Raw genomic sequence first — 14129 nt, 5'->3', positions numbered from 1 at the left:
AAAAATAATCAATAAAAGGCCCAGCGAAGCGGGGGAAATCGCGGGTAAAAAAGGGGCAGCAGCGCGTTAGTCCCTTAACGCGCTGTTTATAAGATCAACTACCGGGCAAAGCCATCGAAAACGCCGTTCTTGTTTACGGCCACTTTGCCGCTTTTGTAAACAATGATGTCGACGATCCCCTGGCTGTAAACGGTGGCGCTTTCCGTCGTTTCAATTACCGCGGCTGGCTTGCCGTCTACGGTTAAGATACCGTCGCTGCCGCGCTTAATTTCCATATTATCGTAATGCTTTATGAACGCTTTTTTAGTCGCCTGCGCTTTTTGTACCGGATATTGCGCCCGGGCATTTTCCAGCGCCTGTTTTTCAGAGGCCTGCAGCATTGCGGCACGTTCGCCTTCGCTAAGGGCGCGGTGTGAGCAGCCCGAGAGCGTCAGGATAAAAAATAATGCGGTTAACCACTTGTTCATATATTTCCTGCTATTTAAAAGCGCAAAGATTAATACCGCCGTTTAAATCGGTAATTAATCGGTGCTTATTGTATTAACGATCAGAACCCAACCCCGACGCCCGCACCCACGGCAAAGTCATCGTTGGTCGTGGTACTGAATCCTGTTTTGACGATGGCGTTTCCGGCATGGAAAGAGGCGCCGACGCTCACCGCAGATTCGCTTTTAAAGGTGCCCGCCCCGGCGGAAAACATCACCGTTTGCGCCTGCTCGACCTGCGGCATAGAGGCAATCGCGACGGCCGCCGCCGAGCCGCTTCGGGCCTCTTTTTGGTTCTCCTCAACCTCATTTTTCAGGGCGCCAAACTGCGCGTTGGTCGCCCCCTCCAGAGAGGTAATACGTTCTTCATGATTCTGCAGCTGGCCCGCCTGCGCCTGCAGCTCATCGCTGTTGGCCCGGCTGCGGGACTGCACGCGCGCCACGGCTGCCCGGTTAGCGGTGGCTACGGTTTGTGCATCCACCGCCAGCTGCTGCGCGTAAGCGCCTTTGCTATACGCCTGGTTCGCCTTATCAGCCGCGCTCTGAGTCGCCTTATCCTGACGATCGCGGTCCGCCTGAAACGTACTCTTCTCGACCTTTCCGTCTATCGCGCTGGTGTTGGCGCTGATTGATTTTTTATTTTCAGCGATGCCCGCAACGTTCGTCAGAATGCTGGTGGTATTGGCATGTATATTTTTACCGTTCAGGTCGGCGGTGATTTGCGCATTTCCCGCCGCGGCCAGCGCCGTGTGGGCCGTTTTGTCCGCCCCAGCAGCCGCCGCACCGGCCAGGCTGGCGTTAAGCTGCGCGACGTTCGCTTTGGTGCTGGCGTCGTTAGCCGTATCCTGCGCAATTGAGATCTGCAGATCGTGGCGTTTATCGGTTTGCCCAGCGCTATAGACGTCGCTGGACAGGCCGGAAAGTTGACCTGCGAGCTGATCAATGGCTATTTCGACATTGCCGCCCGAATTGAGCGAAACGTCCGAAGCCGGAGTGGAAGCGTTTACACTGAACGCACTAAAAGAAGCCATAATAATTATGGCCTTATTGGTTTGTAACATTGCTATCATCTCTATAATTTATATGGGCTTAATTACGCCAGCCATTTTAAATAAATGGCATTTGCTACTCATAGACAAAGGCAACCATTGCGGCTGCGTATTTATAGATTCTGGAGTAATTAAGTGGCATTACTATCCCTCTGATTCATTAATAAGATCTTGATGCAGATCACTAAAATTTGCGATTTGTATGGCTTGGGAATGATCTTATATAAATATAAAAATTCATATAAATCAATATATTGAATGACTGGTTTTCGAAAGATATATGACCCGTTTTCATTCGGAATGGAGAGGGGTGAGAATATCCATAAAATAAAAGCGGAAATATAACGAATGAAATAAGGGCTTGCAAAGAGCAGGGTATTACTCTACAAATGGTCAACAATTGACTCGGGGTGCCCTTCTTAAATGAAGGCTGAGAAATACCCGTATTACCTGATCTGGATAATGCCAGCGTAGGGAAGTCAGATGCCTTCCCGGTCATCGCTTCTTCACGTAAGGCAGGAGCGAAACCATGCAGCCTGACCTGCTCGATCTACACGTTTTACATCAGTTCCACACCCATTCGCCCCTCACGCACTGTATGACCAACGACGTCGTGCAGGCCTTCACCGCCAACGTTTTACTGGCTCTCGGCGCCTCCCCGGCGATGGTGATTGAGGCCGAAGAAGCGGAACACTTTGCTGCGGCGGCAGACGCTCTGCTGATTAACGTCGGTACGCTGACCGCGCCGCGCGCCCAGTCGATGCGCCGGGCGATTGAAAGCGCCGTCGCGGCGGGAAAACCCTGGACGCTCGACCCGGTTGCCGTCGGCGCGCTGGCGTTTCGCACCCGCTTTTGCCAGCAAATTCTTTCCCTTAAGCCCGCCGCCATTCGCGGCAATGCCTCCGAAATTCTGGCCCTGGCCGGAATGAGCGAAGGCGGTCGTGGCGTAGATTCCACCGACAGCGCGTCCGGCGCGTTGCCCGCGGCGCAGGCGCTGGCCGAACGGACCCGCGCCATCGTCGTGGTCACGGGGGAGGTGGATTACATCACCGACGGACAGCGAACCCGCACGGTCGCCGGCGGAGACCCGCTGATGACCCGCGTGGTAGGGACGGGGTGCGCGCTTTCTGCGGTTGTGGCGGCCAGCTGTTCGCTGCCGGGGGATCGGCTGGACAACGCGGCGGCGGCCTGTAAGTGGATGAAGCGCGCCGGGTCGCGCGCGGCTGCGGACGCTCGCGGGCCGGGCAGCTTCGCCTCCGCTTTTCTTGACGCGCTGTACGCGCTGGAGGTGCAGGCATGAAGCGGATTAACGCACTCACTATCGCAGGCACCGATCCGAGCGGCGGGGCGGGGATCCAGGCCGATTTAAAAACCTTCTCCGCGCTTGGCGCGTACGGGTGTTCGGTCATTACCGCGCTGGTGGCGCAGAATACGCGCGGCGTGCAGTCGGTCTACCGCATTGAGCCGGATTTTGTCGCGGCCCAGCTGGACTCCGTGTTCAGCGACGTGCGTATCGATACCACCAAGATTGGCATGCTGGCGGAGACGGATATCGTGGAGGCCGTGGCCGAGCGGCTGCAGCGCTATCAGGTGCAAAACGTGGTGCTCGATACCGTGATGCTGGCGAAAAGCGGCGATCCGCTGCTCTCTCCGGCCGCGGTTGACACGCTGCGCAAAAAGCTGCTGCCGCAGGTGGCGCTCATTACGCCAAACCTGCCCGAAGCCGCCGCGCTGCTGGATGCGCCGCACGCACGGAATGAACGCGAAATGAAGGCGCAGGGCCACGCGCTGCTGGCGCTGGGCTGCGGTGCGGTGCTGATGAAGGGGGGACATCTTGACGATGCCGAAAGCCCCGACTGGCTGTTCACCCGCGACGGGGAGCAGCGTTTTACCGCGCCGCGCGTGCAAACGAAAAACACCCACGGGACGGGCTGTACGCTCTCCGCGGCGCTGGCCGCCCTGCGCCCGCGACATCAACGCTGGAATGATACGGTGCTCCACGCCAAGACCTGGCTTTCCGCCGCGCTGGCGCAGGCCGACACGCTGGAGGTCGGCCACGGTATTGGGCCGGTTCATCATTTTCACGCGTGGTGGTAACGCGGCGCGATGTACACGAATCGAGCCAGCAGAATGTGCTGAATAACGTTGCAAATGGTGGAAAATCTGTTAAGTCGGTACCAGGCTTAGTCTGCCCACAACGCTGTGGGCCTGGATAACACGCTACGGGAGAATAGCTATGACCGATATTGCGCAGTTGCTTGGCAAAGACGCCGACGGCCTTTTGCAGCATCGCTGTATGACCATTCCATCCGACCAGCTTTACCTGCCTGGCCACGACTACGTAGACCGCGTGATGGTGGATAACAACCGTCCGCCGGCGGTGCTGCGAAACATGCAGACGCTCTACAACACGGGCCGACTGGCCGGTACGGGCTATCTGTCCATTCTGCCGGTTGACCAGGGCGTTGAACACTCTGCGGGCGCGTCGTTCGCGGCCAATCCGCTCTATTTCGATCCGAAAAACATCGTGGAGCTGGCGATTGAAGCCGGCTGTAACTGCGTGGCGTCAACCTACGGCGTGCTGGCCTCCGTATCTCGCCGCTACGCGCACCGCATTCCGTTCCTCGTCAAGCTGAACCACAACGAAACCCTGAGCTACCCGACCGAATACGATCAGACGCTCTACGCCAGCGTTGAGCAGGCGTTCAATATGGGCGCGGTGGCAGTCGGGGCGACGATCTATTTCGGCTCCGAGCAGTCTCGTCGTCAGATTGAAGAGATCTCCGCGGCCTTCGAGCGCGCGCACGAGCTGGGCATGGTGACGGTGCTGTGGGCCTATCTGCGCAACTCCGCGTTCAAGAAGGACGGCGTGGACTATCACGTTTCTGCCGATCTCACCGGGCAGGCGAACCACCTGGCGGCCACGATTGGTGCGGATATCGTCAAGCAGAAAATGGCGGAGAATAACGGTGGCTACAAGGCGGTGAACTTTGGCTACACCGATGACCGTGTCTACAGCAAGCTGACCAGCGATAACCCAATCGACCTGGTGCGCTACCAGCTGGCGAACTGCTACATGGGCCGCGCGGGGCTGATTAACTCCGGCGGCGCGGCGGGCGGTGAAACCGACCTTTCTGACGCGGTACGCACGGCGGTGATTAACAAACGCGCGGGCGGCATGGGGCTGATTCTGGGCCGTAAGGCGTTTAAAAAATCAATGGCCGACGGCGTGAAGCTGATCAATGCGGTTCAGGATGTCTATCTGGACAGCAAAGTCACGATTGCCTGACGCCTCCATCCCCCTCTCCCAGTGGGAGAGGGGACAGGCCGAGCGCGGTATGGTTTTCTCCCTCTCCCGTGGGAGAGGGGTGGGTGAGGGCATCATCGCGCACCGTGTAAAACATCAGCGCAGCAGCACGCAGTCCGGCGGCAAGCGGCACTGCAGCGCGCCCGGAATGACCTCAATGCGGAACTGCGTCCCGCTCAACGGCTCGCCGTCAAGGTTAAACGTCATCCCGTGCGGGGCGTTAATCTCAAACCATGCCGATTTCCCGGCAATGATATTCGGGCTCTCTTCCGGCTGCGTCAGCGTGGTAAACAGCGCGGGCAGCAGCCCGTCTCCGGTAAAAATACGCAGCTGGAGCTGACCGTCGTTGATCAGCGCCTCCGGGCACAGCTGCTGTCCGCCGCCCGCCTGGCGGCCGTTGCCGATCCCAATGACCAGCGCGTCGCCCTGCCAGTGGAAATTCTCGCCGTGAATCTCACAGCGGTCGGGCTTCAGCGTATCCATGCGCATCAGGCCATGAATCAAATACGACACGCCGCCCAGCGCGGCCTTTAGCTTCTCCGGCGTTTCGCTGGTGATGCGGGTGCCAAAGCCGCCCGTGGCCATATTGATAAAACAGGTTTTATCATTCACCTGGGCAATATCCACCGCGGTCGCCTTACCGAGGATCGCCAGCTGGAGTGCTTTGCCTAACTCCTCCGGAATCCCCGCGCTGGTGGCGAAATCATTGGCCGTGCCGAGCGGTAAAATGCCCATCGCCGGACGTTCAGCCGCGTCCAGATCGACAAGCGCGCTCGCAATTTCGTTGATCGTGCCGTCGCCGCCGCCGGAAATGATGGTCTCGACGCCCAGCCGACGGCCTTCGTCGATATAGCGCGCCGCGTCGCCTTTCTCCCACGTGACGCGCACGTGGATGCGGGCTCCGTCTTCGCGTAGCGCGGTAATTGCCTGGCGCAGAATATCGTTGCCTGCACTTTTGCCATTCAGAATCAATAAACTGTCTGGATAGGTTGCCATTTACATTATTCCCTTTTTAGCTCTATCAAGAGTGTATCGCAGCGGGGAAAAAAGCGGGTAAGAACTGGACGAAAGGCAAAAAATAAGCCCACGTAAGGGAGATTACGCGGGCTAAGGAGGTGGTTCCTGGTACAGCTAGCATTTATGGGTTATGTTTTTCAGCGGGAGGGATAATACCCGCATTGAGCGAAGCGGTATGTGATCCGATTCTAAGAATCATCCCCGCGTGAAAAAATTACCCTGATTAACTATTTGCCGTGGGGATTACGCGTGCTTTCGCCGTTGAAGTTGCGCATCAGCAGCGCAAATTTCAGCTCGATCTCTTCCGGCACCGGCAGCCAGACGGTGTGCCCGTCGCCCGGTGCGACCTCAATCGCTTCCCCTTTGCCGTTTTCCAGATGCTCCAGCTTGAAGTTCATGTTGCCCTGCGGGGTCATCAGCTCCAGGCTGTCGCCCTTGGTGAACTTGTTTTTCACCGCCACGGCCGCCAGCGCGCCCTTGCGCTCGCCGGTGAAATCGCCGACGAACTGCTGGCGCTCGGAAACGGAGTAGCCGTGCTCGTAGTTCTGGTAGTCGTCGTGGGTGTGACGACGCAGGAAGCCCTCGGTATAGCCGCGGTGCGCCAGGCCTTCTAGGGTTTCCAGCAGGCTGGTATCAAACGGTTTGCCGGCTGCGGCATCGTCGATGGCCTTACGGTATACCTGGGCGGTGCGCGCGCAGTAGTAGTAAGACTTGGTGCGGCCTTCGATTTTCAGGGAGTGCACGCCCATCTGCGTTAAACGCTCAACGTGCGCAATGGCGCGCAGATCTTTCGAGTTCATGATGTAGGTGCCGTGCTCGTCTTCAAAGGCGGTCATGTACTCGCCCGGACGCTTGGCCTCTTCAATCATAAATACGCTGTCGGTCGGCGCGCCGATGCCGAGCGTCGGCTCCACGTTGGTAACCGGAATCGGCTCGTGCTTGTGGACGATATTGCCGATGTCGTCTTCTTTGCCTTCCTGAACGTTATATTCCCAGCGGCAGGCGTTGGTGCAGGTGCCCTGGTTCGGATCGCGCTTGTTGATATAGCCGGAGAGCAGGCAGCGGCCGGAGTAGGCCATGCACAGCGCGCCGTGAACGAAAATTTCGATTTCCATATCCGGCACCTGGGTGCGGATCTCTTCGATCTCTTCGAGAGACAGTTCGCGAGACAAAATGACGCGGGTCAGCCCCATCTGCTTCCAGAACTTCACCGTCGCCCAGTTGACGGCGTTGGCCTGCACGGACAGGTGAATGTCCATCTCCGGGAAGTTTTCGCGAACCAGCATGATTAAACCCGGATCCGACATGATCAGCGCGTCCGGCCCCATATCCACCACCGGCTTCAGGTCGCGAATGAACGTCTTCAGCTTGGCGTTGTGCGGCGCGATGTTAACCACCACGTAGAATTTTTTGCCAAGGGCATGCGCTTCGTTGATGCCGAGCTGCAGGTTCTCGTGGTTGAATTCGTTGTTACGCACGCGCAGCGAGTAGCGAGGCTGGCCCGCGTATACGGCGTCGGCACCATAGGCGAAAGCGTAACGCATATTTTGCAGCGTTCCCGCCGGGGAGAGGAGTTCCGGTTTAAACATGTTTGTTCTCGTTCTGATGACAGGTCAGATCCGCGCGCACCCGGTGCCGCGGTGAGGGGATGATCCCCTACTTTAAGGGCGGGCATTGTAGCGCCGAGGGGCAGGGAGGTAAACCATTACGCCCGTTTATCCTTCCGTATTCTTTCCCTCGTCTGCGAAAAATAGGTCGCGCTTTTTTTGGTGACAATCCCAGATTGTGGTAAAGCGCCGGGCATTGGTCGCGGTGTAAAGCACGGTATGACGGATATTTTTATGCCCAAGATAATCCTGAATAAGGCGCGTGTCGTTACCCCGATCGGCCAGGGCGTAGCCGCACGCATGGCGCAGCATATGCGGATGAGATCGAATGCCGGACGCTGCGCCATACGTTTTTAATAAATTACGAATATGCTGCCTGGAAAGCGGGCCACCCTTTTGCGACAGGAATAGCCAGTCGCTTTCTGCGCCGCGCCAGTGATTACGTTGCTCTTTCCAGTTAATCAGCGCTTCTATCTCGTCGTCAAAGAGAGGATGCTGCGTTGAGAGGCTGTTCTTCAGGCGGCGAATAAAAATAGTGCGCCCTGGAATATCAATATCGGAGAGAAAGAGTTGGCGTGCTTCGCTGACGCGCAGACCGTGTACAAAGCACATTTTAAACAGGCAATAGTCACGCAGGTGATATTTACCCTGGCGAGTCGCAAGCAGAATTTTATCGATTTCGTTAGCCGTTAAATATTTTCGCTTGCTCATAATTTTCCCGTTTTAAAGAATACCTAAAACGGGGTATATCATTGAATTTGATTAGTTTCAATGCTGTACTAATTCATTTCTAAGTAAATTACGGTAATGGATTTGTAGACTAGTGTCAGGTAGCAGGAGGGAAAGGTTTCAGCAAAAAAGCCCGGCTCACGAACCGGGCAAACGGGTAATAAACAACGGTTTTATTATTTATACGTCAGGGTAAAGGTGGCGGTACCATTGGCTTTACCGGCAATAACATTTTCCTCTGTCTGATAATAGCGGGCGCGGAGCATAATAAATTCCGTATCAAATTTAGAAGTTTCGTATAGCAGCGTCTTACCCAATTCTAATTCGTAACCCATACGGTAGCCGAGCTGGATCCCGACGCCTTTGGCCGCAATATCACCGCTTTCTGGATCGAGCCTCATGACATCTTTTCGCGTGGTTGCCGGTGCGGCGGTGGCATCGAGGCGCACGTTGATCCGCGCACCTTTAAGGCAGTTCAGCTGGATATCAAAACTTTGCCATTCCGTACCGGAACCGACGCCGCTAAAGTTGGATTTTGCCTGTTTGCCCAGGGGCACATTGATATTCGGTGTGGTGACCGAACAGGATAGGGCACTTATCGTACCCCCTGCGAAGGTAATTGGGACAGTGGGTATTGGCTGCTCTGTACGGTAATAAACTTGAGCGATACTTCCAGCTAACGCCCCGCTACTAATTGTACCGGTTTTAATCAAACGAATGCGTACCCGGTTAGTGGCATGATATTTTTGACCTTTTATTATTTGCCCACTCCAGGAAACGCCACTCTGCCTACCAGTAGGAATAAAACCGCCATAGCTAGGAGTCAGGGAAAGGTCATCAATATTGTTACCATCAATGGCAATGATCATTCCAACGCCTGAAAGGTTGGTATCAAAAACGCGAAGCCCTGTATAACTCAATCCAGATGAAGCGGCATTAAAGGTTTCTATACCATTTACTCGCCAATGGGTTACTTCATCATCGAATTCACAATTCCGATAGGAAGCAAAGATTGGTGTTTCAATCCATTCGCTGATTGGTTGTCCCGTGGCAACATCTCTCTGTACGGTGATGTTACCCGGGTTAAGAGTCATTCCGCTCGAAATTGTTTCGCAGCTAGCGGCAAACGCCAAAGAAGCGGGGGCCAGCAACAGCCCGCCCGCGAGTAAAAACCTGTTCATTACAGACACTCCTGTTCCGTTGAGATGACCGGCTGTGAGGCACCCTCCGGAAGTTGATAGCGCACCATGCACCGCTTTGCGCCACTCCAGCTCACGGCAATTTCACCGCTGTCGGGAACGCCCGTCAGATAGACCTGTCCGTCGTCGCCCACGATACCGCTGCCGCCATTTTTGAGCGTCGCCTGCGCGCCGAACGGCACCGGCAGCCCCTTATAAAGCAGCGTCATCAGCGCGCGTTTACCGGTGCGGGTGTTGAAATTAGCCAGCACAACGGCACCCTGCGTCGGGACGACGGTCTGCACCGAGGATTCAAGATCCACATCGTCACCCAGCGTTTCCGTCGCCAGGGCAACGCGGTTTTTCTTATAAGGATTCACGTACGGTACGACCGCATAGCCTCGCCAGTCGGTATAAACGCCCGTGTTGTTCTGCACCTTCACGCCGCTGGCGCCTGGCGCGCGAACCAGCGCCAGCGACTGGCCGAGCGACTGGGACAGGGTCACGCCGTGCGGATGCGCAACAACACCGCCGCGCAGCCCGTAGTTGATTTGCTGCATGCTGTCGTCGTAGCTGTATCCTCCGCTAAGCTCGCCGTAGGTCCCCCGATAGGTCGCGCTTAGCGCTCCGCTGTTGACGCTCCCCCGGCTGGCGTAGCCCTGCTGCAGGCTGTAGCTGAGGTTGTTGTCGGCCAGCGCGGTGCCGTTTATCCCAAGCTGATGGCGCGTGTCGCCGCCCCGTGAGGCCGTCGCGCTGTAGCTTGCCCACGCATTGGGCAGGAAACGAGAAAGCGGGACCTGTACGTTAAGCGCGACCTGCTGGTCGGCGGGCTGCGCGCTGCCAGGGTAGCGGCTATAGCTATACACCACGCTCAGGTTCACGCCCCTAAAGGTGTTGTTCCAGCCGGCGCTGAGCGTGCGCTCATACCCGTTCTGCCCCCAGTAGCTCTGCTGATAGCCTGAAAGAAAGAGCGAGCCGAATGCCTGCGCGTTCTGGCTGATATCCAGCTGCATTTTCTGACGCTTGGCGAACGTCGTCAGGCCGCCGTTTGCGCTGTCGGAGCGGAAATCATTCGCTTCCTGAAAGGTATAAAATCCCTTCGTCGAATAGCGATACGCCGCCAGCGTAAAGCTGGTGCCGCTGGTCTGAATATCCTTCGAGTACTGCACCCGGTACGACTGGCCCTGACGGTTGCCATCGCCCTCAAGCGAGGTGTGCGCGGTGGTTGCGTCAGCGGATAGTGAACCCAGCGTACCGAACCCGAACCCCAGACCGAACGCGGCGGCGCGGTAATTTCCCGAATAGAGAACGCCGCTGTAGGCCGTCACGGCGCGAGGCAGGCCGTAGATGAACGTTGACTGGATAAACTCGGGCTTATCGCTGTCGCTGCTGCTGCGATATTTCCCGCCGGTCAGCGCGTACTTCAGCCGTCCCTCGCGCTGCATAATGGGGACGGCGGAGAAGGGCTGGGTAAATTTTCGCTCGCTGCCGTCCGCTTCTTTTATCGTGACCTCGAGATCGCCGCTGCCGGACGTGGGGTACAGGTCATCGATGGTAAACGCCCCGGGCGCCACCGATGACTGATAAATGACGTAGCCGTTCTGACGGATGGTCACCTGCGCCGTAGACTGCGCAATTCCCCGTATGACGGGGGCAAACCCGCGCAGGCTGTCCGGCAGCATCGCGTCGTCGGAGGCCAGCTGGGCTCCGCGAAACTGCACGCTGTCGAAAATATCCGACGAGGTAAAGCTGTCCCCCAGCGTCAGCTGGCTTTTCAACGCGGGGACATTGCGCTCTGCATAGGTATTGATGGATTCCCAGTGGCTTTGGCCGTCATCTGAGTTCCACGTTGAATAGTTACGCAGGCGCCAGGGACCAACGTTCAGCCCGCTGTTCAGGTTGGCATACTGACTTTGTTGGGTGCCGCTGGCCCGGTAACGGCTGCTATTCCCCGTGACGCTGTAGTTCAGCAGCAGCGCGGGAATACCGTTATCCCATTCGGCAGGATCAACCCAGCCGCGCGCGGTGGTGTTCATCGCCGCCTGCGGGATCGAAACATCCAGCTGCAGCGTGTTAAAGCGTAACGCCGTTTTTGCCATCGGGATGATCGCGCCGATATTGTCAAGCGGCCGATCCTCCGGCTGCGCCAGTAAAGGCGGAAACGCGGCGGTTTTTACTCCCCACTGCTTGAGCATGGCGGGCGTAAGCCGGGCAACGAGCTTTCCGTCCGGGCCCGTCGTAAAGGCGATATTCTGAATGTCGCGCTGACGCTCGCCGTTGACATAGACCGTGACCGGGTAAACGCCGGGAATTTGGCCGTTATCCTGGGTAAACCAGTCGAGATCGGCGATGGGCTGGTCGGGGTTATCAATTTCCAGCGCGTGAATATTGAATTTTTCCGTTGAGTACGCCGTCTGCACGTAGCCCATGAGCAATATCAGTATCAGGAGCAGTGCCAGCACAACGATAAACGGGCGTGGATCAGGATTTTGCATGTTCCACGGCCTCACAATGAACGTTGTTCTTCACTACTGATGCTGCCGTAGTCGCTAATTGCCTGCCACGAGACTCTGGAAGCTGCCGCAGACGGCAGCGCGAAGCGAACTTTACCTTTAGGTGGAACCAGGTCGGCTTCTTTAATCTCCGCCCCGTCGACCTTCAGTGAATACAGCGAGACGTAATAGGGCGTCGGATTGGTCAGCACGAGCTGGCTGCCGCTGCGGGCGGGAGTTAACTGTTGCCACGCGTCTTCAGGCGTCCCCTCCAGCCCTTCAGGACGGTAGAAAAACTTGAGGCGAGACTTAATGACCACCTGCAATACGTTACTGGCAGATTTGCTGTTGTCCTGTGCCGGAATGGATTTGACGTTTAACCAGAAGACAGATTCCCGGTCTTTCGGCAGCGGATTATTCGTAAGCACAATACGCAGCAGGTTTTCTTCGCCGGCATTAATGCGAAACAGCGGAGGAGTGACGATAAAGGGGGGTTTTGACCCGGCAGCATCGCTTTCCAGCCAGCTCTGAATGAGAAACACATCCGCTTTACCGGTATTTTTAATGGAGGCAGACGCCTCTTTATTTTTACCGTCAAAGATAATCCGGGTACCGCCTATCACAATACCGGCTTTCGCAGAGTCCACGAATAACGCAGTTACGACGATCAACAGCATAAGCACCTTTTCCATTCCTCTTCCTCTGATAAACGGTGCGTCCCTGCACCTGTAAACGCGTAACGTTTTACTTGTAGTTAATGGTGAATTGCGACGTGCCGTTGGCCGTTCCGGTGGTGACGGCGGCTGCCGTGGAGACATAGCGAGCGGTGAAGCTGAGCTGGTTTGCACCGGTGGCCAGGGCGTAGTCCCGGGTGGCGGTGTGGAGTGGGATCTCGCTGCCGTCTGAATCGGCAATCTGAATACCTACGCCGGTGGCAATACCGGTGCCGCTGTCCAGCGCCAGCAGGCGCGGGTTAGCGCTGTGCGCCGTGCCGTCAAATTTGACGTTGGCGTTTTTAACGGTTTCCGGGCAGCCCGTCAGCGCGATGATGAAACGGGTTGGGGAAGCCTGCATTCCGGCCGCGCCGTTCAGGGACGTTTTCGCTACTTTGCCGAGGTCAACGTTGAGGTTCTGAGATCCTGTTGCGATGGTGCAGGTGGTATCCGTAACCGCGCCGGTGAAGCGGATGGTGCCGTCTGCCGCGTGGCTGGTGGCGATAGTCGCTCCCAGAGCAGATGCGATGAGTGGAAGTGTAAAGCGCTTCATATGTTTTCCTTTATAAATTAGAGAGTTACTTCAGAAAGGGCGCATCATGTTGTGTCGAAAAAACATGACAATTTGACCCAAAAAGTAAACTTTATTTATGACCGGAAAATCATCGGGTGGTGGTGGTAATCACTGCCTGGTGGTTAATGCACAGGTTTTTATCACGTTAATTCACTTCGTGAGTAATGAGTAAAAAGTCGGAATAAATATGTGGATATGTCGTCTGCAGAAAGGGGAAATGAGGTTAAAAAATAAAGCAGTTAAATTTCATAGGCCTGTAAGATTTTCTTTTGACGTTATTTTGAGAAGATTGACATCCGTCAGGGTTTATTTAAAATCAGTTCCAGTTTGGGTCAAAGTGGAATATTTTCCGCCTACCTTTCCCGCCACACGCCCTTAAATCTTTCCGCGTTGCTGGCCGTATAAATCACGGTGTGCCTGATATTTCTGTGTCCCAGATAGTCCTGGATAAGCCGCGTATCGGCGCCCAGATCCGCCAGCGCATAGCCGCAGGAATGACGAAGCATATGCGGATGTACCGCCACCGTAATACCGGCTTCCATGCCCCAGTTTTTGAGTAACTTGTAAACATACTGCCGGGTAAGGCTTCCGCCATTTCGGGAAAGAAAAAGCCGCGCGCTTGACGCGTCCCGCCAGTGGCGTCGACACGCCAGCCAGCGCTCCAGGGCAACAATTTCGGTATGAATCAGAGGTTGAATGGTGGAGAAGCCGTTTTTCAGACGCTGGATATAGATTGTTTTATCGGAAAGGCTAATGTCGGTGATTTGTAGATTAACTAATTCACTGACCCGCAGGCCGTGCCTGAAACAAATCTCAATCATGCAGCGATCCCTTTCAGGATAAGCGCTGGTTTTGGTTGCAGCAATTAATGCGTCAATCTCTTTTCGGGTTAAATATTTGCGTTGGGCCATAATAATCTCCTCATAAATTATGATCGGGGGAAGAGATTTATACCCTGAAACCGCTAAGGTTATATCA

At 55.9% G+C, this 14129-nt stretch carries 13 protein-coding genes and 1 riboswitch; of the genes, 3 read left to right on the top strand and 10 right to left on the bottom strand.

The genetic code is table 11. The features are described 5' to 3' along the window. Positions 1 to 98 precede the first annotated feature (98 nt). Together V1599_RS17075 and V1599_RS17070 are read right to left on the bottom strand one after the other, a co-directional pair. Complete coding sequence (locus V1599_RS17075; RefSeq protein ID WP_395300500.1) at positions 99 to 467, bottom strand: hypothetical protein; 369 nt, start codon at positions 465 to 467, stop codon at positions 99 to 101. An 80-nt stretch (positions 468 to 547) separates the two neighbouring features. Then, positions 548 to 1516 carry a YadA-like family protein gene (locus tag V1599_RS17070; protein ID WP_395300499.1) on the bottom strand — a complete coding sequence of 323 codons (969 nt, stop codon included), beginning with the start codon at positions 1514 to 1516 and terminating at the stop codon, positions 548 to 550. A gap of 414 nt (positions 1517 to 1930) precedes the next feature. Continuing rightward, positions 1931 to 2028, top strand: a riboswitch (TPP riboswitch). A 35-nt stretch (positions 2029 to 2063) separates the two neighbouring features. Between V1599_RS17070 and thiM the strand changes: the two genes are divergently transcribed. The 3 genes from thiM (at position 2064) to fbaB (ending at position 4823) form a co-directional block, all read left to right on the top strand. Beyond that, on the top strand, positions 2064 to 2834 hold the full coding sequence (gene thiM / locus V1599_RS17065) for a hydroxyethylthiazole kinase (protein WP_395300498.1): 771 nt from the start codon (positions 2064 to 2066) through the stop codon (positions 2832 to 2834). Next, complete coding sequence (thiD, locus tag V1599_RS17060; RefSeq protein WP_112010422.1) at positions 2831 to 3631, top strand: bifunctional hydroxymethylpyrimidine kinase/phosphomethylpyrimidine kinase; 801 nt, start codon at positions 2831 to 2833, stop codon at positions 3629 to 3631. Before thiM ends, thiD begins: the two co-directional genes overlap by 4 nt. A gap of 139 nt (positions 3632 to 3770) precedes the next feature. Continuing rightward, on the top strand, positions 3771 to 4823 hold the full coding sequence (gene fbaB, locus V1599_RS17055) for a class I fructose-bisphosphate aldolase (protein WP_112010423.1): 1053 nt from the start codon (positions 3771 to 3773) through the stop codon (positions 4821 to 4823). 114 nt (positions 4824 to 4937) lie between these two features. Here fbaB and yegS read toward each other — a convergent pair whose 3' ends face one another. The 8 genes from yegS to V1599_RS17015 form a co-directional block, all read right to left on the bottom strand. After that, complete coding sequence (gene yegS / locus V1599_RS17050) at positions 4938 to 5837, bottom strand: lipid kinase YegS (RefSeq protein ID WP_112010424.1); 900 nt, start codon at positions 5835 to 5837, stop codon at positions 4938 to 4940. Between the two features lie 248 nt (positions 5838 to 6085). Then, entirely contained in the window at positions 6086 to 7447 is a 1362-nt protein-coding gene (gene yegQ / locus V1599_RS17045; protein WP_395300497.1) for a tRNA 5-hydroxyuridine modification protein YegQ, read from the bottom strand. Positions 7448 to 7573: 126 nt separating this feature from the next. After that, a complete protein-coding gene (locus tag V1599_RS17040) occupies positions 7574 to 8176 on the bottom strand; it encodes a tyrosine-type DNA invertase (RefSeq protein ID WP_297121851.1) in 603 nt (200 codons plus the stop codon). 194 nt (positions 8177 to 8370) lie between these two features. Next, complete coding sequence (locus tag V1599_RS17035; RefSeq protein WP_395300496.1) at positions 8371 to 9375, bottom strand: fimbrial protein; 1005 nt, start codon at positions 9373 to 9375, stop codon at positions 8371 to 8373. Continuing rightward, positions 9375 to 11867, bottom strand: a complete 2493-nt coding sequence (locus tag V1599_RS17030; protein ID WP_395300495.1) for a fimbria/pilus outer membrane usher protein — start codon at positions 11865 to 11867, stop codon at positions 9375 to 9377. Before V1599_RS17030 ends, V1599_RS17035 begins: the two co-directional genes overlap by 1 nt. Before the next feature lie 11 nt (positions 11868 to 11878). Then, positions 11879 to 12556, bottom strand: a complete 678-nt coding sequence (locus V1599_RS17025; protein WP_297121842.1) for a molecular chaperone — start codon at positions 12554 to 12556, stop codon at positions 11879 to 11881. A gap of 52 nt (positions 12557 to 12608) precedes the next feature. Further along, positions 12609 to 13130 carry a fimbrial protein gene (locus tag V1599_RS17020; RefSeq protein ID WP_297121839.1) on the bottom strand — a complete coding sequence of 174 codons (522 nt, stop codon included), beginning with the start codon at positions 13128 to 13130 and terminating at the stop codon, positions 12609 to 12611. A gap of 374 nt (positions 13131 to 13504) precedes the next feature. Beyond that, positions 13505 to 14062, bottom strand: a complete 558-nt coding sequence (locus V1599_RS17015; protein ID WP_395300494.1) for a tyrosine-type DNA invertase — start codon at positions 14060 to 14062, stop codon at positions 13505 to 13507. Between the last annotated feature and the right edge of the window lie 67 nt (positions 14063 to 14129).

The organism is Enterobacter sp. ECC-175, assembly GCF_043968675.1.
Classification (GTDB): domain Bacteria; phylum Pseudomonadota; class Gammaproteobacteria; order Enterobacterales; family Enterobacteriaceae; genus Enterobacter.
This window is presented reverse-complemented; position numbering and strand designations above follow the sequence as displayed.

What these genes read in the sequence shown, in the direction of transcription:
- V1599_RS17070 (WP_395300499.1), bottom strand. Translation starts at nt 1,516, where the DNA reads ATGGCTTCTTTTAGTGCGTTCAGTGTAAACGCTTCCACTCCGGCTTCG.
- fbaB (WP_112010423.1), top strand. Translation starts at nt 3,771, where the DNA reads ATGACCGATATTGCGCAGTTGCTTGGCAAAGACGCCGACGGCCTTTTG.
- thiM (WP_395300498.1), top strand. Translation starts at nt 2,064, where the DNA reads ATGCAGCCTGACCTGCTCGATCTACACGTTTTACATCAGTTCCACACC.
- V1599_RS17035 (WP_395300496.1), bottom strand. Translation starts at nt 9,375, where the DNA reads ATGAACAGGTTTTTACTCGCGGGCGGGCTGTTGCTGGCCCCCGCTTCT.
- V1599_RS17075 (WP_395300500.1), bottom strand. Translation starts at nt 467, where the DNA reads ATGAACAAGTGGTTAACCGCATTATTTTTTATCCTGACGCTCTCGGGC.
- V1599_RS17015 (WP_395300494.1), bottom strand. Translation starts at nt 14,062, where the DNA reads ATGGCCCAACGCAAATATTTAACCCGAAAAGAGATTGACGCATTAATT.
- V1599_RS17025 (WP_297121842.1), bottom strand. Translation starts at nt 12,556, where the DNA reads ATGGAAAAGGTGCTTATGCTGTTGATCGTCGTAACTGCGTTATTCGTG.
- yegS (WP_112010424.1), bottom strand. Translation starts at nt 5,837, where the DNA reads ATGGCAACCTATCCAGACAGTTTATTGATTCTGAATGGCAAAAGTGCA.
- V1599_RS17040 (WP_297121851.1), bottom strand. Translation starts at nt 8,176, where the DNA reads ATGAGCAAGCGAAAATATTTAACGGCTAACGAAATCGATAAAATTCTG.
- thiD (WP_112010422.1), top strand. Translation starts at nt 2,831, where the DNA reads ATGAAGCGGATTAACGCACTCACTATCGCAGGCACCGATCCGAGCGGC.
- V1599_RS17020 (WP_297121839.1), bottom strand. Translation starts at nt 13,130, where the DNA reads ATGAAGCGCTTTACACTTCCACTCATCGCATCTGCTCTGGGAGCGACT.
- V1599_RS17030 (WP_395300495.1), bottom strand. Translation starts at nt 11,867, where the DNA reads ATGCAAAATCCTGATCCACGCCCGTTTATCGTTGTGCTGGCACTGCTC.
- yegQ (WP_395300497.1), bottom strand. Translation starts at nt 7,447, where the DNA reads ATGTTTAAACCGGAACTCCTCTCCCCGGCGGGAACGCTGCAAAATATG.